Below are 21,534 nucleotides of genomic sequence, written 5' to 3'. Positions count from 1 at the left end.
GTCCTCAGCCGAGCCGCTCCACCGGGAGGCCGGGTCGCTCGGCGGCGGCCGCGACGAACCGGGTGAACGCGGTGGCCAGGTCGCGGGCCGCCGCTCCGGTCAGCAGCCCCTCCGGGTAGTGCAGCCGGCCGTCCAGGGCGCCGCCGTTCTCCCGCAGGTCGACCAGGACGTCGAAGGGGTGCCCGCCCTGCCCGTGGTCGTACGGTTCGGCGACGACCCCGGGGAGGTCGACCCGGCCGGTGAGCGGGCCGAGCAGCTGGAAGCCGGCCTGGGCGACCGGGTTGCGGCTCGGGTCGCGCGGTGGGCGCAGCGCCGTCACCACCCGGTCGAACGGCAGGCCCTGGTGACGGTAGGCGGCGAGCGCGGTGGCCCTGGTGCGGGCCAGTACCTGGGTGAACGGCTCGCGCCGCCCCACCGGGGTGCGCAGCGCCAGGGTGTTGACGAACAGGCCGACCAGGTCGGTGAGTTCGGCCACCGGTCGGTTGGCGGTGAAGGTGGCCACGACCAGGTCGTCCGTTCCGGCGGCCCCGGTGAGCACGGCCGAGAAGCAGGAGAGCAGCGCCATGAACGGGGTGGCGCCGGCCTCGCCGGCCGTCCGGTTCAGCGCGGCGGTGACCGCCGGGTCCAGGGTGAAGTCGACGACGGTGTCCCGCCGTCCGCGCAGCGGCGGCCGGGGGTGGTCGCCGGGCGGCCCCGGGGCGGGCAGCTCCAGGACGGGCAGCGGCGCCCGGAGGTGGCGCAGCCAGTGGTCGAGGTCGGCGGCGGTGCGGTCCGCGGTGTCGGCCTCGGCGCGCTGCCAGGCCGCGTAGTCCGGGTAGTCGACGGGCAGTTCCGGCAGCCGGGGGGCGCGGCCGGCCAGCGCGGCCCGGTAGCACTCGGACAGGTCGCGCCAGAACACGCCCATCGACCAGTCGTCGGAGACGATGTGGTGGACCACCGCGAGCAGCACGTGGTCCTCCGGCCCGAGGGTGAGCAGGACCAGGCGCAGCAGCGGGCCGCGGTCCAGCGCGAACGGCCGGGCCACCTCCTCCCGTACGGCTCGGCGGGCCCGCTTCTCGCGCTCGCCGGGCGGCGCGTCGGTGAGGTCCACCAGCTCCGGGAGGCTCGGCGGGTCCGGGTGCACCACCTGGTGCGGGACGCCGCGGACGGACTCGAAGGTGGTGCGCAGCGCGGCGTGCCGGTTCACGGTCGCCCGCAGGGCCTGGTGCAGTGCGGCGAGGTCGATCCGGCCGCGCAGCCGGTGCGCGTCGTACATGGTGTACTCGGTGCTGCCCGGGGTGAGCCGGTCCAGGAACCAGAGCCGGTGCTGCTCGGAGGAGAGCGGAACCGGCCCGGGCGGGCGCGGCGGTACGGTGCGGCCGGCCTCCGGTGCGGCGGTCGGTCCGGCCGCGTCCAGCAGGGCGGCCAGGTCCTCGACGGTGGGCCGGGCCAGCAGGTCGGCGGGGGAGGGCGCGGCGCCGGTGAGCGCCCGCAGCCGGGAGCAGATCCGGGTGGCGATCAGGGACTGGCCGCCCAGGTCGAGGAAGCGGTCCCGGACGCCGATCGGGGCCACCCCCAGGGCCTGTTCCCAGACGCCGACCAGGGCCCGCTCGGTCGGGGTGCGCGGGGCCAGGTAGGCGGTGGTGAGCTCCGGGCGGCCGTCGTCGGGGGCGGGCAGCGCCTTGCGGTCGGTCTTGCCGCTCGCGGTGAGCGGCAGTTCGGCGAGCCGTACCCAGGCGGTGGGGACCATGTAGTCGGGGAGCAGTTCGCCCAGGTGCTTGCGCAGCTCGGTGAGGTCGGGCGCGTCGGGGACGACGCCGACCAGGTAGCCGACCAGCCGGCTGCCGCCGGTGGCGGCCGGGTGCGCCGCCGCCACGGCGGCGTGCACCTGCGGGTGGGAGGCCAGCGCGGCCTCCACGTCGCCGAGTTCGATCCGCAGGCCGCGGATCTTCACCTGGTGGTCGAGCCGGCCCAGGTACTCGATCCGTCCGTCCACCCGTCGGCGGGCCAGGTCCCCGGTGCGGTAGAGCCGGGCGCCGGGCGGGCCGTACGGGTCGGGCCGGAAGGCGGCGGCGGTGAGGCCGGGCCGGCCGAGGTAGCCGCGGGCCAACTGGACGCCGGCCAGGCAGAGTTCGCCTGCCGTGCCCGGGGGTACGGGCACCCCGTCGGGGTCGAGCAGGTAGGTCCGGGTGTTGGCGACCGCCCGGCCGATGGTGACCGGGGCGCCGGGCAGGCAGCGCTCGGCGGTGACGTCCACCGCCGCCTCGGTGGGCCCGTACAGGTTGAACAGCTCGCAGTCGAGGAGCTCGTGCACCTCGCGGACCAGGTCCGGGCCGAGCGCCTCGCCGCTGCACACGATCCGGCGCAGGTCGGGCAGTTCGGGCGGGCCGCCGTGGGCGCGCCGGGCCCGCAGGTCGGCGAGGAACTCCCGCAGCATCGAGGGGACGAAGTGCACGGTGTCCACCCGCTGTTCGGCCAGCACCCGGTGCAGGTAGGCCGGGTCCCGGTGGCCGCCGGGCCGGGCCAGGACGAGCGTGCCGCCGACCGCGAGCGGGCCGAAGAACTCCCAGACCGACACGTCGAAGGTGGCGGGCGTCTTCTGCAGCACCCGGCTGCCCTCGGCCAGCCCGCAGTCGTCTCGCATCCACAGCAGCCGGTTGACCACCCCCCGGTGCGGCACCACGACGCCCTTGGGCCGGCCGGTCGAGCCGGAGGTGAAGATCGCGTACGCCGGGTGGTCCGGCCCGGCCGCCGGGGCCGGGTCGTGGGAGGGCCGGCCGGGCTCGTCCGCCGGGACGACCGGCCGCACCCCGGCGTGCTCGGCGGCCTCTGCCGTCACCGCGTCGGTGACCAGCAGGGCCGCGCCGCTCTCCGCCAGGACGGCGGCCGTGCGCAGCGGCGGGTGCTCGGGGTCGAGCGGCACGTACCCGGCCCCGGACTTGAGCACCGCCAGGAGGGCCACCACCAGGTCGACCCCCCGCTCCAGCCGGACCCCGACCAGGGCCTCCGGCCCGGCCCCGGCCGCCCGCAGCCGGTGGGCCAGCCGGTTGGCGCGCTCGTTGAGCCGGGCGTAGCCCAGTTCGACGCCCTCGCAGACCAGCGCGACCGCGTCGGGGGTCAGCCGGGCCTGCCGCTCGAACAGCTGGTGGACGCACTGCTCCAGCGGGTACGGCCGGTCGGGGCCGGTCGCGTCCGCCAGGTACCGCCGCAGCTCCGGTGGAGCCAGGGCGGCGGGCCGGGCGGTCACGGCGCGCCGCCGGGGAGGAAGCCGTCCAGCCGGGTGCCGCCGCCCCCGGCCTCGGCGCCGCGGCGCACCAGGTCGGCCAGCGCGAGGTCGAGGATGCCCAGGCCGAACGGGGAGAACACGGTGGTGCGCTTCGGGTCGCGCGGCCGCGGGCCCGGCCCGGCGAGCAGGCCGCCGATCGTGGCGCTGATGAACTCCCGGCCGCCGGACTCCTGTTCGGCCAGGTGCAGCGAGGTGGCGGCGCGGCACACGTGGTCCGGGTCGTCGACCACGTTGACCGCCGAGAGCACGGACTCCACCGTCAGGTCGCGCAGCGAGACGTGCAGCACCAGCGTGCCCGGCCGGCAGGGCGCGGTGTCCAGGTGCGGGGCGGCGGCGGTGGTGGCGAGGCTGACCAGCGGGTGGGCGGCCAGCGCCGCCTCGGGCCGGTCCACCACGGCGGTCTTCAGGCCCGGCTGCTCCCGCGCGCAGCGGGCGGCGAACCCCTCCGCCCGGCCGCGGTCCCGGTCGTACAGGGTGACGGTGTCCAGGGCGGGCAGCACCACCCGGAGGAAGCGGAGCACCTCGAAGTTGATCACGCCGCAGCCGATCAGGGCGGCCCCGGTGTCGGGCTGCTCCCCGGCCAGGGTGGCGGCGGCCAGCGCGGCGCTCGCGGCGGTGCGCCGGGCCGAGACCAGGGACCCCTCGATCAGGGCCTCGGGGTGTCCGGTGCGCATCGAGTTGAGGATGATCGCCGCCGAGGCGCGCTCCAGGCCCAGCTCCAGGTTGCCGGGGAAGGAGGAGATCCACTTCATCCCGGCCACCGGCCGCTCCCCGCCCAGGTAGGCGGGCAGGCCGATGATCCGGTTGCGCTCGTCCTCGGGGAAGCGCAGGAACACCGAGTGCGGGATCGCGCTCTCGCCCCGCGCGTGCCGGACGTAGGCCTCGCGGACCGCCGCGAGCACCTCCCGCTCCCGCCCGTCCAGTGCCTGCCGTACGTCGCGGGCGCCCAGGATCAGCATGCTGCCACCTCCACCGATGGGTCCTTCCACAGGTCGGCGGCGTCGCCGAAGTGCTCGGCCGCCCAGTCGTCGTTGTAGATCGTGTCCAGGTAGCGCTCTCCCCGGTCGGGCAGGACGACGGCGCAGACGGACCCGGCTGGCACCCGCGGGCGGATCCGGTCGAGGGCGCTGAGCACCGCGCCGGAGGAGCCGCCGGCCAGGATCGCCTCCCGGCGGGCCAGCGCGCGGCAGCCCACCAGGCAGTCCAGGTCGTCGACGTGCACCACCTCGTCGGCCAGGTCCGCGCCGAACAGCGCGGGCCGCACCGAGGCGCCGTGACCGGGGATCAGCCGGGGCCCGGCGGTCCCGCCGAAGATCACGCTGCCGACCGCGTCGACGGCCACGATCCGGGTCGTCAGGCCGCGTTCGCGCACGTACTCGGCGCAGCCGCGCAGGGTGCCGCAGGAGCTGGTGGCGCACACCAGGTAGTCGACCCGGCCGTCCAGCTCCTCGACGATCTCCCGCATGGTCTGCCGGTGCGCCCGGGCGTTCAGCGGGTTGGCGTACTGGTCCGGGCAGTAGGCGTACGGGATGCCGGCGACCAGTTCGCGCACCCGGCGCAGCCGCACCGGCAGGTACTCGCCGGTGCCCTGGTCGCACTCGGTCACCACCTCGACCTCGGCGCCCAGGGCCCGCATCACGGCGATGTTCTGCTGGTTGGTCCGGGCGTCCACCACGCAGACGAAGCGCACTCCGAAGTACCGGCACACCTGGGCCAGGCCGATCCCGAGGTTGCCGGAACTGGACTCCACCACCACGGACTTGCCGGGGGTGAGCGCGCCGGAGCGGATCCGGTCGACGAGCATGTTCAGCGCGGAGCGGTCCTTGATGCTGCCGCCGGGGTTGTGTGCCTCCAGCTTGGCGTAGGTGCGGAAGCCGCTGTCCGGGAAGATCCGGGTGAGCTCGACCAGCGGGGTGGCGCCGACGGTGGACAGCACACCGCCGGGCACCCCGTCGGCCGGGGGCGCCGTCACCGGACGCCCGCGCGCGGGTCGCGCCCGGCCCGGGCCGGGGGTGTCGTTGGGGTACGGGTCATGGCGGTACTCCTCGTGAGAGCGTCGGGGAGAGGTCGGACGGGCCGGGCGCCCTAGACGGCGGGCGCGTCCGTCGGGGCGGGGAGCGCCGGGTCGCTCGCCGGGGGGTCGTCGGGGGCGGCCGGGCCCTGCCGGACGGCCTTGCTGAGCGTCACCGCGCCCGCCAGCAGGACCATCCAGACGGCGAGCGCCGCCAGGGCCGTCCCGGTGCCGTACCACTGGAGCAGCAGCCCGCCGGCGAGCGAGCCGAGCGGCAGGGCTCCGCCGGACAGCACGCTGCTCGCGCCGGACACCCGGCCCTGGAGGTGGTCCGGGGTGGTGGAGAGCTGCTGGGTGGCGACGGCGACGTTCCAGATCGGGCCGACGAACCACATCAGCGCGTAGAGCGCGCCGGTGAGGTAGAGGTCGTCGGCGAGGAGCAGGCCGACCGCGAGCAGGGCCCAGGCCCAGTTGGCGCCGATCACCACGGCCGGCAGCGGCAGGCGCCGCCGGCACCAGGAGGCGGCGGTGGAGCCGAGCACGCCGCCCGCCCCCGCGACCCCCAGCAGGACGCCGATCCCGGTGGGGGAGGCGCCGCGCTCGTCGGCGAGCACCACGACGACCAGGAACAGCGCCCGGAACAGCAGGTTGCTGCCGGCGACGGCCAGGGCGGCGGTGCGCAGGAACGGTTGGCGCCACAGCCAGGCGAACCCGGCGGCCAGCTCGGCGAGCGGCTTGGCGGGCGGCCCGGCGCCGTCGGCCGCGCTGTCGGACTCCGGGGCCGCGCCGTCGGACTCCGGGGCCCCGCCGGGCGCGGCCTGGAAGTCCTTGCGGATCAGCAGCAGCGTCACCACGGACACCGCGTAGCTGATCGCGTCCAGCAGGAAGGGCAGCGCCCGGGCCACCCCGAAGAGCGCGCCGCCCAGCGGGGTGCCGAGGGTGACCGCCGCCCGTTCGCGGGCCTCGTTGCGCGACAGCGCCTCGGTCAGCCGGCGTTTCGGCACCAGGTGCGGGACGGCGACGTGGGAGGCCAGCTCGTGGCAGACCGTCAGGCTGCCCTCGACGAAGCCGACCAGCAGGATCTGCGTCAGGGTCAGCCGGTCGAGGGCCAGCGCGAGCACGATGCTCAGCGCGCCGGCCCCCCGGACGACGTCGCACCAGATCATCAGGCGTTTGCGGTCCACGCGGTCCACCAGCGCCCCGGCCGGCAGCGGGAGGAGCAGCAGCGGCAGCAGCGCGGTGAACCCGGCGAGCCCCGCGTCGGCGGCCGAGCCGGTGACGGCCAGGACCAGCAGCGGGTAGGCGACGGTGGCACCCGTCGACCCCAGCATGGACAGGGCCGAGCCGGTCCACAGCAGGACGAAGTCCCGGTTGCGGTGCAGGGGCGGGTCGTCGGCCTCGGGCCGTTCGGCGGCGGCCGTCACCGGGCACCGCCCCGGCGGGCCCGGCGGGCGCCCAGCAGCGGCAGCGCGGCGGCCGCGCCCGCCTCGGGGTAGTCGGGCAGGGCGGCGGCCAGCGCGGCCACCGTGGCGCGGTCGAAGACCGCCCGCACCGGCACGTCCCGGCCGGTCGCCTCGCGCAGCCGCAGGGCGATCCGGGTGGCCAGCACGGAGTGCCCGCCGAGGGTGAAGAAGTTGTCGTGCGCGCCGATCCGCCGGTGGCCGAGGATCTCGGACCAGGCGGCCGCGACGGTCCGTTCGGCCTCGTCCCTGGGCTCGACGAACTCCTGGACGTCCGCGCCGGGTTCGACGGCGGGCAGGCGTCGCCGGTCGACCTTGCCGGAGGGCGTCAGGGGCAGCGCGTCGAGGACCGCGAAGGCGGCCGGGACCATGTAGTCGGGCAGGGTCGCCAGCAGCCGGTCGCGCAGCTCGCCGTGCTCGGGCACCCGGGCGCCGGGCACCGGCTCCAGGTGGGCGACCAGTTCGACCTCGCCGGTCGGCAGGGTCACCGGCTGGACCACTGCGGCCCGCACCTCCGGGCAGGAGAGCAGCGCCGTCTCGATCTCGCCGGGCTCGATCCGGTGGCCGCGGATCTTCACCTGGTGGTCGGCCCGGCCGAGCAGCTCCACGCCGCCGTCCGGGCGCCGGCGGCCGAGGTCGCCGGTGCGGTACATCCGGGCCCCGGGTGCCCCGCCGTACGGGTCGGGCAGGAATGCGCCGGCGGTGGTGCCGGGCCGTCCGAGGTAGCCCCGGGCCGGGCCGGAGCCGCCCAGGTGGATCTCGCCGACCACGCCGTCCGGGGCCGGCTCCAGCCGCCCGTCGAGGACGTACAGCCGGGTGTTGCCCAGGACGGACCACGGCGCCCCGCCGGGGTCGGTGCCCGGCCGGGTGACGGTGGCCCAGACGGTGGTCTCGGTGGGGCCGTACAGGTCCCAGACCCGGGCGCCGCCGGCGGTGAGCCGGTCGGTCAGGTCGGTGGTGAGCCGCTCGCCGCCGCTGAGCACCAGCAGCCCGGCGGGGGCCTTCCAGCCGCCGTCCAGCAGCATCCGCAGGGTGACCGGGGTGGCCTGGACGACGGCCGGGCCGGTCCGGTCGAGCAGTTCGGCCATCCGCAGCGGGTCCCTGGCCTCCTCGGTGCCGGCGAGGACGACCCGGCCGCCCGCGAGCAGCGGGAGGTACAGCTCCAGCACGGAGGGGTCGAAGGAGACCGTGGTCAGCGCGGCCACCGCGTCGTCCGGCCGCAGCGGCACCTGCTCGGCCATGGCGGTCAGGAAGCCGGTCAGGCCGCCGTGGGTGACCATGACGCCCTTGGGCCGGCCGGTGGAGCCGGAGGTGTGGATGACGTAGGCCAGGGCGGCCGGGTCGACGGGGACCGCGGGCGCGGTGTCCGGGTGCGCGGCGATCTCCGCCCGGTGGGCGTCGGTCAGCACCAGCCGGCGGCCCTCGGCGGGCCCGCCGGCGGCGAGCCGGGCGGACAGCGCGCGGTCGGTGACGACCAGGGGGCTGGCGCAGTCGTCGAACAGGAAGCGGATCCGGTCCTCGGGCAGGGCCGGGTCGACCGGAAGGTAGGCCGCGCCGGAGCCGAGCACGCCCAGCATCGCCGTCAGCAGCTCGGGGCCGCGGTCCAGCAGCAGCCCGACCACGGTGCCCGGGCCGGCGCCCAGCGAGCGCAGGTGGTGGGCCAGCCGGTTGGCGCGCGAGCGCAGCCCGGCGTAGTCGATCCGCTGCTCGCCGCAGACCAGCGCCACCGCGTCGGGGGTGCGCTCGGCCTGCCGGTGGAACAGCTCCAGCACGGTCGGTCCGTCCTGCGCCGCGGTGACGGGCGGTCCGGCGGGCAGCAGGGCGCGGCGGTCGGCGGGCGGCAGCGTGACGGCGCGGGGGTCCGCCTGCGGGTCGGCGACCAGGCCGGCCAGCACATGACGGTAGGTCCGGGCGAGCAGGGCGAGCTCCTCGGCGCCGATCCGTGCCGCGGCGGCCTCCAGGAGGACCGTGCCGGGCACGGTGGACACCGAGAGGCCGAACTCGTTCGGCGTCCGGTCCTCGACCTCGTCCGCGTCGATGCCCTCACCGGCCAGCACGTGCATGTCGGTGTAGTTGAAGAACACGTCCACCAGCGGGGTGTCCTGGCCCCAGGCGCGCTGCATGGCGGGCAGCGGGTGGTGCCGGTGCGGCCAGAGCGCGGTCTCCTCGGCGAAGACGGACCGGGCCAGCGCGGGCCAGTCGGCCGCGTCCAGGACCACCGGGAACGGCACGGTGTTGAGGAACATGCCGCGCACCTGGTCGCCGTCGGCCGTCTCGGGACGGGCGTTGCAGACCAGCCCGGAGGTGAACGCCGCCGGGCCGTCGGTGGAGCCGCCGAACAGGCCGAGCACGGTCAGATGGGCGGCGAACAGCACGCTCTTCAATGGGACCCCGGCCCCGGTGGCGACCGCGCGCAGGCCCGGGAGCAGGTCGGCGAAGCCCACCCGGGCGACCCGGTGGACGGCGTCCTCGGCGCCGTCGTCCGTACGGTGCCGCTCCGGGTGCGACCAGCCCTCGGGGACCCGCCACGGGGCGTGCCGGGCGACCCGCTCGCGCCAGAACCCGCGGTCCGCCGCGGACTCCAGGGAGCGGCGCTCCAGCGCGATCGTGTCGGCGAACCGGGTGGCCGGCGGGGCCGGCGGCCGCGGGTCCCGGCCCTCGCGCAACGCCCGGTAGTAGCCGAGGAGTTCGGGCACCAGGGAGTTCTGGCTCCAGCCGTCGAGGATGGTGTGGGCGTAGACGACCGTCAGCCGCCAGCGCCGGTCGTCGGTCCGGTGCGCGACCAGCCGCAGCAGCGGGGCGGCGGCCAGGTCGAAGGGCGTGGACTGCTCGCGCGCCGTGGCGGCGGTGAGTTCGGCCCGGAGCCGCTCGGGGGAGAGCCCGCGCAGGTCGTGGACCTCCAGCGGGATGCGCGCCTCGGCGTGCACCAGCTGGAGCGGCTCGCCGTGGCCGGACAGGTCGACCGAGGTCCGCAGGATCTCGTGCCGCTCGGCCAGCAGCGCGGCGGCGGCGCGCAGCGCGTCGGGCGCGAAGCCGTCGTCCTCCTCGCGCACCGGGTAGCTCAGGACGTTGACGTACATGCCCCGGGCCGCGCCGGCCAGCATCTCGTACGCCATCCCGGCCTGCACCAGGGACAGCGGGTACGCGTCGGTCAGGCCGCCCGGCAGGCGCTCGCGGTCGCCCGGGGCGAGCAGCGCGAAGGGCGCGGTGGGCTCGGCCCGCCGGCCGGCCGCGCGGGGCGCCAGGGCCTCGGCGAGCAGGCCCACGGTCCGGTACCGGAAGAGGTCCTGGACGGAGACGTCGAGCCCCTGCTCGCGCAGCCGGCCGACGGCGCGGATGGCGAGGATGGAGTCGCCGCCGAGGTCGAAGAAGGTGTCGTGCACGCCGACCCGGGAGACCCCCAGGGCCGCCGCCCACGCCCGGGCGACCAGGTGCTCGACCGGGGTGCGCGGGGGGACGTGCTCGGCGGCGGCCTGCGGCACCGGATCGGGCAGGGCCGCGCGGTCCAGCTTGCCGCTCGGCGTCAGCGGAAGCCGGGGCAGGCTGGTCCACGCGCTGGGGACCATGTGCTCGGGCAGCGACAGCCGCAGGTGGGCCTGGAGTCCGGCGGCGGCCGGGGCGGCGGCCGGGTCGGCCGCAACGACGTGCGCGGTCAGCCGCTCGCCGCCGGGCACGCCGTGCAGCGCGGCCACGGCGTCGGCGACCAGCGGGTGGGTGCGCAGCACGGCCTCGATCTCGCCGAGCTCGATCCGGTGCCCGTGCAGCTTCACCTGGTGGTCGCCGCGGCCGTGGTAGCTGATCGTGCCGTCGGGGTTGCGCCGGGCGAGGTCGCCGGTCAGGTAGAGCCGTCCGCCGGGGTTGCCCGGGTCGGGGTCGGGGACGAAGCGCTCGGCGGTCAGCGCGGGCCGGCCGAGGTAGCCGCGGGCGAGCTGGACGCCCGCCAGGCACAGCTGCCCGGGGACGTCCACCGGCACCGGGGCCAGGCCGTCGTCCAGCACGTGGACCCGGGTGTTGGCGACGGGCGTGCCGATGGTGACTCGCTCGCCGGGCCGGCACGGGGCGGCGGTGACGTCGATGCTGGCCTCGGTGGGGCCGTACAGGTTGTGCAGCGCGGCGCCGCCGGTCACCGGGTGGCGGTGGCAGGCCTCGGCCAGGTCGTCGGGCAGGGCCTCGCCGCTGCACAGGACCAGCCGCAGCCCGGCGGGTGGGGCGTCGGCGGGCACCGTGGCGTCGGCGGGCACCGTGGCGTCGGCGGGCGCGGTGGCGTCGGCGGGAACGGTGGCGTCGGCGGGCACCGTGGCCAGGAAGGCGCGGAGCATCGCGGGTACGAAGTGCAGGGTGGTGACGCCCTGGTCGGCGATGACCCGGGCGAGGTAGCCGGGGTCGCGGTGGCCGTCCGGCCGGGCCATCACCAGGGTCGCGCCGGTGATCAGCGGCCAGAACAGCTCCCAGACGGAGACGTCGAAGCTGTACGGGGTCTTCTGCAGCACCCGGTCGGCCTCGGTGAGGCGGTAGGCGTCCTGCATCCAGCGCAGCCGGTTGACCACCCCCTGGTGGGTGCAGACCACGCCCTTGGGACGGCCGGTGGAGCCCGAGGTGTAGATGACGTAGGCCGGGTGCAGCGGGTCCACGGTCACGGGGCTCCCGGACTCGGCGGGCTCCTCGGCCGGCTCGGCGTCCAGCAGCAGGACGCGGGCCCGGTGCGGGGGCAGCGCGGCCGCGAGGTCGGCGGTGGTCAGCACGACCGGCGCGGCGGAGTCCGTGAGCATGTGGGCCAGCCGCTCCGCCGGGTAGCCCGGGTCCAGCGGCAGGTACGCGCCGCCGGCCCGGAGCACCGCCAGCAGCGCCACCGGCAGCTCCAGCCCCCGGTTCAGGCAGACGGCCACGGTGCGCTCCGGGCCGACGCCCAGCGCCCGCAGCCGGCGGGCCAGCGCCTCGGCGCGGGACTGCAGCCCGCGGTAGTCGAGTTCGTCCTCCTCGAAGCGGACGGCGACCGCCGCCGGAGTGCGCTCGGCCTGCCGCTCGACCAGGACGTGCAGCAGCTCGCCCTCGGGGTAGCGCACCGAGGTGTCGTTCCACCGCTCCAGCCGGGCGCGCTCCTCGGGCGAGAACAGGGTGGCACCGGTCACGGTCGTGCCCGGGTCGTGGGCGACCGCGTCCAGCAGCGCGGTGAAGTGCTCGGCCAGCACGGCCGCCCGCTCCGGGGTGAACAGCGCGGTGGCGTACTCGACCACGCCGGAGAGCGAGCCGTCGGGCGCCTCGGTCAGGTGCAGCGTCAGGTCGAACTTGGCGCTGTGCCAGGGCGTCGGGTACGGGGTGGCGCTCAGCCCTGCGCCGCCGAAGCCGGCGCCGGCGCCCGCCCCGTTGTAGGCGAACATCACCTGGAACAGCGGGTTGCGGGCGAGGTCGCGCTCGGCGCCCAGCTCGTCCACCAGCCGCTCGAACGGGACGTCCTGGTGCGCGAAGGCGCCCAGCGCGGTCTCCCGGACCCGGTCGACGGCCTCCTCGAAGGTCGGCTCCCCGGACAGGTCGGTGCGCAGCACCAGGGTGTTGACGAAGAAGCCGAGCAGCTCCCGGGCCTCCGGCCGGGTGCGGCCGGCCAGCGGGGCGCCGACGGTGACGTCCGAGCGGCCGGCGTGCCGGGCCAGCAGCAGCTTGAACGCGGCCAGCAGCAGCATGAACGGGGTCGCGCCGCGGGTCCGGCCCCAGGCGGTCAGGGCGCGGGCCGTCCCGGCCGGCACGGTGAACGGCAGGATCGCGCCCGCCGGGTCGAAGACCGGCGGCCGGGGCCGGTCGGCGGGCAGCTCCAGCGCGGCCGATCCGGCCAGCTTCCGCCGCCAGTAGTCGAGCTGGCCGGCGGTCGCGGCGGCCGAGTGCGCCTCGCGCTGCCAGCCGGCCCAGTCCGCGTACTGCACCGCGGGCGGCGCCAGCGGGCTGGGCCTGCCCTCGGCGAACGCCGGGTAGAGGGCGCCGAGTTCGGCGGCGAGGACGCCGACCGAGTGGCCGTCGAAGGCGATGTGGTGGAAGGCCAGGACGAGGACGTGGTGGTCCTCGGCGAGGCGGACCAGCCGGGCCCGTAGCGGGGTGCCGGCGGTGAGGTCGAAGGGGGTGCGGGCGAGCTGCCCGACGAGCCCGTCCAGCCGGTCCCGCGCGTCGTCCGCGGGCAGCCCGGCGAGGTCCACCAGCTCGAACTCCGGTGCGGCCTCGGCCAGCGGCAGCTGCCGCGGTTCGCCGTCGACCTCCAGGTAGCGGGTGCGCAGCACCTCGTGACGGGCCGACACCTCGGCCAGCGCGCGGCGCAGCGCGGTCACGTCCAGCGGGCCGCGCAGCTCCCAGCCGACCGGCAGCACGTACTCGGCGGTGCCGGGGCGCAGCTGCTCCAGCAGCCACAGCCGCTGCTGGGCGAAGGAGAGCGGCAGCGGGCCGCCGCGGGCGACCCGGGGGAGGGCCTGCTCGGCGGCGCCGCCGGGAGCGGCGGGCCGGGCCGAGCCGCGCAGCAGGCCGTCCAACAGCGCCCGGCGCCGCTCGGCCTGCCCGGTCGGGTCGGCCGTGCCCGTCGCGTCGGCCGGGTCGGTCAGGTCGGAAGCGCCCGTCGTGCCGGCCGAGCCGGTCGGGTCGGCGGGGGGAGGGCCGGTCAGCGGAGCGCTCATCCCTCGATCACCTGAGACAACATCGACTCCACCTCTGCATCGGAAAGTTGCTCGACCCGCTCGGTGATCGCCACCCGCAGCCGTTCGGCGAGCAGGGCCGGGGTACGGGCGTCGAACACCGCGCTCACCGGCAGCTCGACCGGGAAGCGCTCGCCCAGCAGGGCGGTCACCTCGGTGGCCAGCAGCGAGTGCCCGCCGAGCTCGAAGAAGTCGTCGTGCACGCCGATCGCGGCCACCGAGAGCAGTTCGGACCAGACCTCGACGACGGCCTGCTCGACCGGGGTGCGCGGCGCGGTGACCGGCGCCTTCGCCGGGTCGTCGCCGGGGGTCGGCAGCGCGGCCCGGTCCACCTTGCCGTTGGGGTTCAGCGGGAGCGCGGGCAGCCGCACCCAGGCGGTCGGGACGAGGTATTCGGGCAGCAGCCCCCGCAGGTACTCGCGCAGCGGGCGGCCCGGCCGGTCGAGGGTGTCCGACACCACGTAGCCGACCAGTTGCTTGTCCCCGGCCGGGGTCGGCCGCACCGCGGCCACCGCCGCCCGGACCTCCGGGTGGTTGCCCAACGCGGCCTCGACCTCGCCGAGTTCGATCCGGTGGCCGTTGATCTTGACCTGCTGGTCGCGCCGGCCGTGGAAGAGCAGCAGGCCGTCGGCGCCCTCGGTGACGAGGTCCCCGGTGCGGTAGAGCCGGGCGCCGGGCACCGTGCCGTACGGGTCCGGGACGAAGCGCTCGGCGGTGAGCGCCGGGCGGCCGTGGTAGCCGCGGGCCACCCCCGGCCCGCCGACCAGCAGTTCGCCGGACTCGCCGGCCGGCACCCGGGTGACGCCGTCCTCCGCCACCACGTACAGGGTGGTCCGGGTGATGGCCCGGCCGATCGGGATCGAGCCCCGGGTCTCGGCCAGGGTGACCCCGCGCCGCGCGGCGCAGAAGGTGGTGCACTCGGTCGGCCCGTAGCCGTTGACCACCTCCACGCCCCGCTCCACCAGCATCCGCACCTCGGCCGGCGGCGCCACGTCCCCGGCGACCAGGACCTGGCGCACCGTCGCCAGCGCGCCGGGCCGGGTGCGCACCACGTGCTGGAACAGCCCGGTGCTCAGCAGCGCCACGCTGACGGCGTGCCGGCGCACCGCCTCCTCGATCGAGGCCGCCGTCGGCACGCCCTGCGGCAGCACGGCGAGCCGGGCGCCGTTGCACAGCGCGCCCCAGACCTCGAAGGTGGAGAGGTCGAAGGAGAGCGGGGCGAGCATCAGCACCACCTGCCCCGGGTCGAGGTCCGCGTAGTCGGCCTCGTGGACCAGGCGCAGCACGTTGCGGTGGGTGACCCCGACCCCCTTCGGGCGGCCGGTGGAGCCCGAGGTGTACATCACGTAGGCCAGGTCGTCCGGCACGGCCCCCGACGCGGGAGCCGTGGTCGGCAGGCCGGCCGCCGCCGACCAGTCCGGCTCGATCGCCACCCGCTCCAGGCCGGTGGCCGCGAACCGGCCGGCGAGCTCCGGCTCGACCAGCAGGACCCTGGCGCCCGAGTCGGCCACCATGAAGGCGAGCCGCTCGGCCGGGTACTCCGGATCCAGCGGCAGGTAGTGACCGCCCGCCTTGAGCACGGCCAGCAGCGCGGTCACCACCTCCGGGCTGCGCTGCGCGCACACCGCGACCGGGGCGTCGGGACCGACCCCGCGGGCGCGCAGCAGATGGGCCAACTGATTGGCCCGGGAGTCCAGTTCGGCGTAGGTCAGCCGCCGTCCGCCGAACTCCAGGGCCGTCACGTCCGGCGTGCCCGACGCCCGTCCCGCGAACCACTCGTGCACGCACCGGTCGGGCAGGGGTGCGTCGGCGCGGCCAACCACGGTGTTCATGCCGGCCGGGTCTCCCGCTCCATGCGCACCCGCAGGCTCAGCGGACGCATGTCCGTCCAGACGGTGTCGATGTGGTCCAGGCAGTCCTGCTTGGGGCCCTCCGTGCCCTCCCGGTGCCAGCCCAGCGGGAGCTCCCGGTCGGCCAGCCAGATCGAGTACTGCTCCTCGTCGTTGCGGACCACCCAGTACGTGCGCGGGTCGGTGCTCTCGTCGGCCATTCCGCTCTCCTCTCGCAGGGGCGGGCGCCCGCTCGGCCGGGGCGCCGCGACAGGAAGACTCGCCCGCCGCGGGCCGGGCGCCATAGGGAAGAAGCGGCCGAGAATCCGGCAGCCCCGCTGCCCGCAGGACTGCTGGTCCTTCTCTTCTGCCGGCCCGCGCCGCGCCGGAATGCTGGCCGGACCCCGCCGCGTCGGAAAGGACACACATGACCGTCGAACGGACCGCGCCGGCCGCGCCCGGAGAGCCGCCGGCCCCCGGCGACCACGCCCTCTTCGAGACCATGGAGGCCGACGTCCGGCTCTACTGCCGGAAGTTCCCGGTGGTCTTCGAGCGGGCCAAGGGCGCGGAACTGTACGCGGAGGACGGCCGGGTCTTCCTCGACTTCTTCTGCGGCGCCGGCGCCCTCAACTACGGCCACAACCCCGACCCGATCAAGCGGAAGCTGGCCGCCTACCTCGCCGCCGACGGCGTCAGCCACGGCCTGGACATGTACACCGTCGCCAAGCGGGACTTCCTGGCCAGGATGGACGAGGTGCTGCTGCGCCCGCGCGGACTCGACCACAAGGTCCAGTTCACCGGCCCGACCGGTACCGACGCCGTCGAGGCCGCCCTCAAGCTGGCCCGCAAGGCCACCGGGCGCCGCGGGCTGGTCGCCTTCACCGGCGGCTTCCACGGCATGTCGCAGGGCTCGCTGGCGGTCACCGGCAGCCGGCGCGCCCGCCGGGCCGGCGGCGTCCTCGCCCAGGACGTCACCTTCGTCCCCTACGAGGACGGCCCGCACGGCGCGTTCGACTCCATCGGCTACCTGGAGCGGCTGCTCACCGACCCGTCCTCCGGCACCGACCTACCGGCCGCCGTGATCGTGGAGCCGCTCCAGATGGAGGGCGGCGTCTACCCGGCCTCGGCGGACTGGCTGCGCCGGCTGCGGGACCTGACGGACCGCCACGGCATCCTGCTGATCGCCGACGAGATCCAGTCCGGCTGCGGGCGGACCGGAACCTTCTTCGCCTTCGAGCAGTCCGGCATCGTCCCGGACCTGATCACCCTCTCCAAGTCCATCGGCGGCTACGGGCTGCCGCTCTCCCTGGTGCTGCTGCGCCGCGACCTCGACTGCTGGGAGCCCGGCGAGCACACCGGGACCTTCCGCGGCAACCAGCTCGCCTTCGTCGCGGCCACGGCCGCCTGGGACTACTGGGAGCAGCCGGAGTTCCTCGACGCGCTGGCCGACAACGCCGAGCGGCTGCGCGAGTTCGGCGAGACCGTCCTCGCCAAGGTGCCCGGCGTCACCGCGCGCGGCCGGGGCATGGTGCTCGGCCTCGACCTCGGCGCGGCCGGCGGCCCCGAGCGGGCCGAGCGCGTCCAGCGGTACTGCTTCGACCAGGGCCTGGTGGTCGAACTCGCCGGCCGGCACGACGAGGTGGTCAAACTCCTGCCGCCGCTGGTGATCGACCGGGCCTCGCTGGAACGCGGCCTCACCGTCGTCCTCGACGCGATCCTGGCCGGGTGAGCGCCGTGACCAGCCGACGCCACCTGATCTCCGTCGACGACCTCGCCGACGGCGAGCTGTACGACCTGGTCCGCCGGGGCGCCGAGTTCGCGGCCGGCCACGCCGAGGACGCCCGGCCGCTGCGCGAGCACGTGGTCGGCATCCTCTTCCGCAAGACCTCCACCAGGACCAGGACGGCCTTCTCCGCCGGAGCGCTGCGGCTCGGCGCGCAGATCATCGGCTACGGCCCCGACGACCTCCAGCAGAACACCGGCGAGACCGTCGAGGACACCGCCCGGGTGCTGTCCGGGATGCTCGACGTGCTGGTCGCCCGGACGACCGGCCCCGAGGCCGAGCTGCGGGCGCTGGCCGACCAGCAGACCATGGCGGTGATCAACGCGATGAGCGCCGAGGAGCACCCGACCCAGGCCCTCGCCGACCTCACCACCCTGCACCGGCACTTCGGCCGGGTCGACGGGCTGCGGGTGCTCTACGCGGGGGAGGGCAACAACAGCGCCTCCGCGCTCACCCTCGCCCTGTCCCGCTACGCCGGCACCGAACTCCACCTGCGGACACCGCCCGGGTACGGCGTCCACCCCCGCTACGTGGAGCGGGCCTCGGCCGAGGCCGGGCGCCGCGGCGGCCTGGTCGAGCAGCGGCACGACATGGCCGACCTGCCGGAGGTCGACGTCGTCTACACCACCCGCTGGCAGACCACCGGCACCAGCAAGCCCGACCCGGACTGGCGCTCGGTGTTCGACCCCTTCCGGGTGGACGACGCCGTCATGGCCGCCACCTCCGCGCCCGTCTTCCTGCACGACCTGCCCGCCCACCGGGGGGAGGAGGTCACCGCCTCCGTGCTGGACGGGCCGCTCAGCCTGGCCTTCGGGCAGGCGGAGAACAAGTACCACAGCGCGCGCGCCGTCCTGGAGTGGTGCACGGCCGGGACCGGCTGAGCGCGCGGTGGCACGGCGGCGCGGTGGCGGCGTCGTGAACGGTCGGCCCGGCGCGCCGCCCGTTCACGGCCCGTGCGCCGCGCCGCCGCTCCCGGCCGGCCGGGACGCACCGGTGCTCACGTCCCCTCAGGCGTGTCCTGCGGATCCTTGCCGGGTCCGTGACGCCAGGGCACGCCCTGGGCCGCACCGGTGGTCACGGCCGGCGCCGGTCCGGGGCGAGCTCCGCCGCCAGTCGGCAGAGCTCGCCCCGGTCGGCCGCCCCGGTCTTCTGCACCAGGCTGGCCAGGTGCTTCTCGACCGTACGCGGGGAGATCGACAGCCGCCGGGCCAGGTCCTGGTTGCCGGGCCGGTCCACCAGCAGCGCCAGCACCTCGTACTCGCGAGGGGTGACGCCCCGCTCCCGCAGCGCGGCCGGGATGCGGTCCCGTCCGGTGCGGCGCTGCCCGACGCTCGCCCCCGCCTGCCGGAGCAGGGCCCGGCAGGCGCCCGCGACGGACGGCACGTCCAGCTCGTGGAAGTACTCCTCCGCGGTGCGCAGCCAGCTCACCGGATCGCCCCAGCCGTCGGCCAGCGCGGCCTCGGCGACCAGCCGCAGGCCCAGCCGGTGGGCGGTCGGGAAGCGGTCGGGGTCCTGCCGCAGCCGCTCGACCTCCGCGGCGGCCTCCGCGCCCCGGCCCCGGCGGCCGAGCAGCACCGCCCGGGCCAGGGCCAGGAACGGACGGTTCCAGGCCAGTTCCGCGCCCGGGGCGCCGGCGACCGCCTCGTACTCGGCCCAGCCCGCCCGGCCGGCCAGGACGGCGAGCAGCGGGTCCAGCCCGTACCGGCCGGACAGGTAGAAGACGCTCGGGTGCCGGGCCTCCCACTCCGCGGTGGCGGCGAGCTCGGCCTCGGCGCCGGCCCGGTCCTCCTCCAGCAGCGCGCACACCGCCCGGCACAGCCCGAGCACCACCGGGGTGAGCAGCGAGCCGTCGCCCCCGGCCTGGCGGAACAGCCGCAGCTCGCGCTCCATGTCCCGGCGGCGGCCGCGGTGGGCGGCGAGCGTCGCCGAGGTCAGCCGCAGGTAGCGGTGGGTGGCGAGGTTGCCCATCCGCAGGCTGGTGTCCAGCCAGCGGTCCACGATCGTCTCGGCGGTGGCGGGGTCGCCGCGCAGCACGGCGTTCATCGCCAGCAGGCTCTCGGTGTGCTGGGTGCGCACCAGCGAGCCCAGCTCCCGGGCGGCCTCCCCGGCCTGCTCCAGCCGGCGGGCGTCGCCGGTGCGCAGGAAGGCGTTGGCCCCCAGCCGGAGCAGGGCCTCGAACCGCCAGTTGGGCAGGCCGTGCGTCTCGGCGACGGCCAGCATCCGCTCCAGGCAGGCGTCGGCCGCGTCGAAGCCGCGCTCGCGGGCGAGCAGGGCGAGCAGCTGCAGCGCCTGGCAGGCCAGCACCGGCGGCCCGGTCCGCTCCGCCTCCTCGGCGGTCTCCCGGGCGATCCGCTCGGCGTCGTCCACCCGGTCCCGCTCGCCGGGCAGCAGCGCCAGGTGCCCCTCGACCACCGCCAGCGCGGCCGTCTGCTCGGGCCGGCCCCCGTCGTGCAGCAGCGCCCGGGCCGCCGAGACCTGGGTGACGGTGTCGGGGCCCCGCTCGGCCACCACGGCCGCCCAGGCCAGCCGGGTGCGCAGCGCGACCTCCCGCTCCGGGCTCAACGCGGCGGAGCTGGCCGTCGGCAGGTCGTCGGCCAGCGCGAGCGCGCGGTCCAGCCGGCCGGCCTCGACCAGCGCGTACGCCAGCGACTCGGTGACCGCCGTCCGGTCCGTCGGGGCCGCCAGTTCCACGGCCCGCTCCAGCAGCCGGACGGCCGAGGCGGAGGCGCCCTCGGCCAGCGCCTGCCGCCCGGCCTCGGCGTAGAGCAGGGCCGCGCCGTGGTGGTCGCCGGCCGCGACGAGCAGCCGGGCCACCAGCCGGCCGTGGTCGGCCGCGTACGGCGGTCCGGCTTTGCGCAGCGCGGCGGCGGCCCGGCGGGCGAGCGCGGCCCGCTCCGCCGGGGCGACGCTCTCCAGCACCGCCTGCGCGGTGATGGCGTGCCGGAAGCCGTACCCCTCGGGCGCACCGGGGTCGGGCACGATGAAGTCCGCCTCGGCCGCGGCGCGCAGCCGGGCGAACAGGCCGGGATCGTCGTCCCCGGTGACGAGTTGCAGGCAGTCCACCGAGAACCGGGGGCCGAGGGTGGCCGCCGTCAGCAGCAACTCCCGTACCGGCGCGGCCAGTCGGCCGAGACGCAGGCCGCAGCCGTGCACCACACCGGCCGGCACCGTGGTGGCCAGGTCGCCGGTCACCCGCCAGCCGTCGCCGTCCCGGCGCAGCGCGTCCGAGCCGACCAGCTCGGCCAGCAACTCCTCCACCAGGTACGGGTTCCCGCCGCTGCGCTCGGCCAGCCGGGCGACCACCGCGGACGGCACCCGGGCCACCGGCACGCCCAGGCAGCCCGCGGCCAGCGCCCCGACCTCGGCGGTGGTCAGCGGCGGCAGCTCCGCGACCGACGCCACCCGGCGCCGCTCGGCCCCGCGCACCAGGTCCAGCGCGTTGCCCGGCTCCGGCCGCAGTGTCGCGACCAGCAGCACCGGCACCCGGTCGAGGTGGTCCACCAGGTACTCCACCGCGCCGACCGTCTCGGCGTCCGCGTCGTGCAGGTCCTCCAGGGCCAGCACGCAGCCGGACCGGCGGCCGACGACGGCGAGCAGCCGTAGCAGCGCCTCGGCGAGCTCCACCACGCTCTCGGCGTAGCCGGGCCCCGCCGCGGACCGCCACTCCGGCACCAGCCGGCCCAGGGCCGGCCGGTACGGCAGCAGCTCCGGGTCCCCGGGGGGTCCCCCGGCGTGGAAGCACGAGTAGAGCGCCTCCACCAGCGGGCGGAACGGGGTGTCCGCCCCGGTGGTGCTACTGCGGCCCCGGAGCACCGGCAGCCCGGCCGCCACGGCCCGTCCGGCGCAGTCGTCGACCAGCCTGGACTTGCCGATGCCGGCCTCGCCCACCAGGAACACCGAGCGCCCGCCGTCGCCGTGAAGGCGCGTCAGGGTTCTTCGGAGCAGCGAGGTCTCGGCCGTCCGGCCGACGGTCACCGGTGATGAGGTCCGCATGGCCGCAGGCTATTGGGCCTCGGACGGCTCCGGAAGAGCGGAATCGGGCATTCACCGCCCGACCGACCGGCAGGTTCCTGCCGGAACGCGCCGGTGGCCGGGCGGTGACGGGTGTCCGGGCGGTGGCGACGGCGCGCCGGGTGCGGCTGACGGCGGGCCGCTCGGTGCCGACGGCGGCCGGGCCCGGACGGGCGGGGGCTACTCCTCGTGGTAGCTCATCGTCGTCCACGGGTCCCCGGTCTCGGCCATCCGGGCGGTCCCGCCGCCCAGCAGCACGGAGCGGCGGGCGAGCCGGCTGCCCGGGTGCAGCCTGATCGCGCCGGCCGGGTGGTCGGCGGCCACGCTCTCGTGGCCGTCGGACCGCTTCCACCGGCGGACCGCCTCCGGCGCGGACGTTCCGGCGGGCTGCCCGACGGCCGGCCTGCCCGCGGCGGGGGTGGTCTCGGCGAGCGGTCTGGCCGGGGTGTCGGTTCGGTTCAAGGGGTTCACCCTTCTCTCTTCGAGGGTCACGGCGCCACGGAGGAC

At 76.6% G+C, this 21,534-nt stretch carries 11 protein-coding genes; 2 read left to right on the top strand and 9 right to left on the bottom strand.

Annotation, left to right across the window (positions count from 1 at the left end; all coding sequences use genetic code 11):
- Positions 1–4: 4 nt before the first annotated feature.
- The 7 genes from ACYP53_RS19015 to ACYP53_RS18985 form a co-directional block, all read right to left on the bottom strand.
- A complete protein-coding gene (locus ACYP53_RS19015) occupies positions 5–3,226 on the bottom strand; it encodes an amino acid adenylation domain-containing protein (RefSeq protein WP_459648206.1) in 3,222 nt (1,073 codons plus the stop codon).
- Positions 3,223–4,224, bottom strand: coding sequence for a 2,3-diaminopropionate biosynthesis protein SbnB (gene sbnB, locus ACYP53_RS19010; protein ID WP_459648205.1), 1,002 nt, complete (start codon positions 4,222–4,224; stop codon positions 3,223–3,225). The genes ACYP53_RS19015 and sbnB overlap by 4 nt, the downstream gene beginning before the upstream one ends.
- Positions 4,218–5,237: a 2,3-diaminopropionate biosynthesis protein SbnA gene (gene sbnA / locus ACYP53_RS19005; protein WP_459648204.1), complete on the bottom strand. Its 1,020-nt coding sequence runs from the start codon at positions 5,235–5,237 to the stop codon at positions 4,218–4,220. Before sbnA ends, sbnB begins: the two co-directional genes overlap by 7 nt.
- A gap of 113 nt (positions 5,238–5,350) precedes the next feature.
- A complete protein-coding gene (locus ACYP53_RS19000) occupies positions 5,351–6,700 on the bottom strand; it encodes an MFS transporter (RefSeq protein ID WP_459648203.1) in 1,350 nt (449 codons plus the stop codon).
- On the bottom strand, positions 6,697–13,386 hold the full coding sequence (locus ACYP53_RS18995; protein WP_459648202.1) for an amino acid adenylation domain-containing protein: 6,690 nt from the start codon (positions 13,384–13,386) through the stop codon (positions 6,697–6,699). Before ACYP53_RS18995 ends, ACYP53_RS19000 begins: the two co-directional genes overlap by 4 nt.
- Positions 13,383–15,236 carry an amino acid adenylation domain-containing protein gene (locus tag ACYP53_RS18990; RefSeq protein ID WP_459648201.1) on the bottom strand — a complete coding sequence of 618 codons (1,854 nt, stop codon included), beginning with the start codon at positions 15,234–15,236 and terminating at the stop codon, positions 13,383–13,385. Before ACYP53_RS18990 ends, ACYP53_RS18995 begins: the two co-directional genes overlap by 4 nt.
- The gene (locus ACYP53_RS18985; RefSeq protein ID WP_189925032.1) at positions 15,233–15,454 is read right to left on the bottom strand and encodes an MbtH family protein; all 222 of its coding nucleotides are present in this window, start codon (positions 15,452–15,454) and stop codon (positions 15,233–15,235) included. Before ACYP53_RS18985 ends, ACYP53_RS18990 begins: the two co-directional genes overlap by 4 nt.
- Positions 15,455–15,660: 206 nt before the next feature.
- Here ACYP53_RS18985 and ectB point away from each other — a divergent pair, with 206 nt between their 5' ends.
- A complete protein-coding gene (ectB, locus tag ACYP53_RS18980) occupies positions 15,661–16,962 on the top strand; it encodes a diaminobutyrate--2-oxoglutarate transaminase (RefSeq protein ID WP_459648200.1) in 1,302 nt (433 codons plus the stop codon).
- Positions 16,959–17,897 (top strand): ornithine carbamoyltransferase, encoded by a 939-nt coding sequence (locus ACYP53_RS18975; protein WP_459648199.1) that lies wholly within the window; start codon positions 16,959–16,961, stop codon positions 17,895–17,897. The genes ectB and ACYP53_RS18975 overlap by 4 nt, the downstream gene beginning before the upstream one ends.
- Positions 17,898–18,090: 193 nt before the next feature.
- Here ACYP53_RS18975 and ACYP53_RS18970 read toward each other — a convergent pair whose 3' ends face one another.
- Positions 18,091–21,009 (bottom strand): helix-turn-helix transcriptional regulator, encoded by a 2,919-nt coding sequence (locus ACYP53_RS18970; protein WP_459648198.1) that lies wholly within the window; start codon positions 21,007–21,009, stop codon positions 18,091–18,093.
- Positions 21,010–21,207: 198 nt separating this feature from the next.
- Complete coding sequence (locus ACYP53_RS18965) at positions 21,208–21,489, bottom strand: hypothetical protein (protein ID WP_189925039.1); 282 nt, start codon at positions 21,487–21,489, stop codon at positions 21,208–21,210.
- Between the last annotated feature and the right edge of the window lie 45 nt (positions 21,490–21,534).

This window comes from Kitasatospora sp. Ki12, assembly GCF_054601375.1.
The sequence above is the reverse complement of the archived record's forward strand: the minus strand, read 5'-3'. Positions and strand labels throughout refer to the sequence as shown.

Bases quoted from the DNA above. Each gene is read 5' to 3' on its own strand.
- sbnB (WP_459648205.1), bottom strand. From the start codon at position 4,224: ATGCTGATCCTGGGCGCCCGCGACGTACGGCAGGCACTGGACGGGCGG.
- ACYP53_RS18995 (WP_459648202.1), bottom strand. From the start codon at position 13,386: ATGAGCGCTCCGCTGACCGGCCCTCCCCCCGCCGACCCGACCGGCTCG.
- ACYP53_RS18990 (WP_459648201.1), bottom strand. From the start codon at position 15,236: ATGAACACCGTGGTTGGCCGCGCCGACGCACCCCTGCCCGACCGGTGC.
- ACYP53_RS18985 (WP_189925032.1), bottom strand. From the start codon at position 15,454: ATGGCCGACGAGAGCACCGACCCGCGCACGTACTGGGTGGTCCGCAAC.
- ectB (WP_459648200.1), top strand. From the start codon at position 15,661: ATGACCGTCGAACGGACCGCGCCGGCCGCGCCCGGAGAGCCGCCGGCC.
- ACYP53_RS18970 (WP_459648198.1), bottom strand. From the start codon at position 21,009: ATGCGGACCTCATCACCGGTGACCGTCGGCCGGACGGCCGAGACCTCG.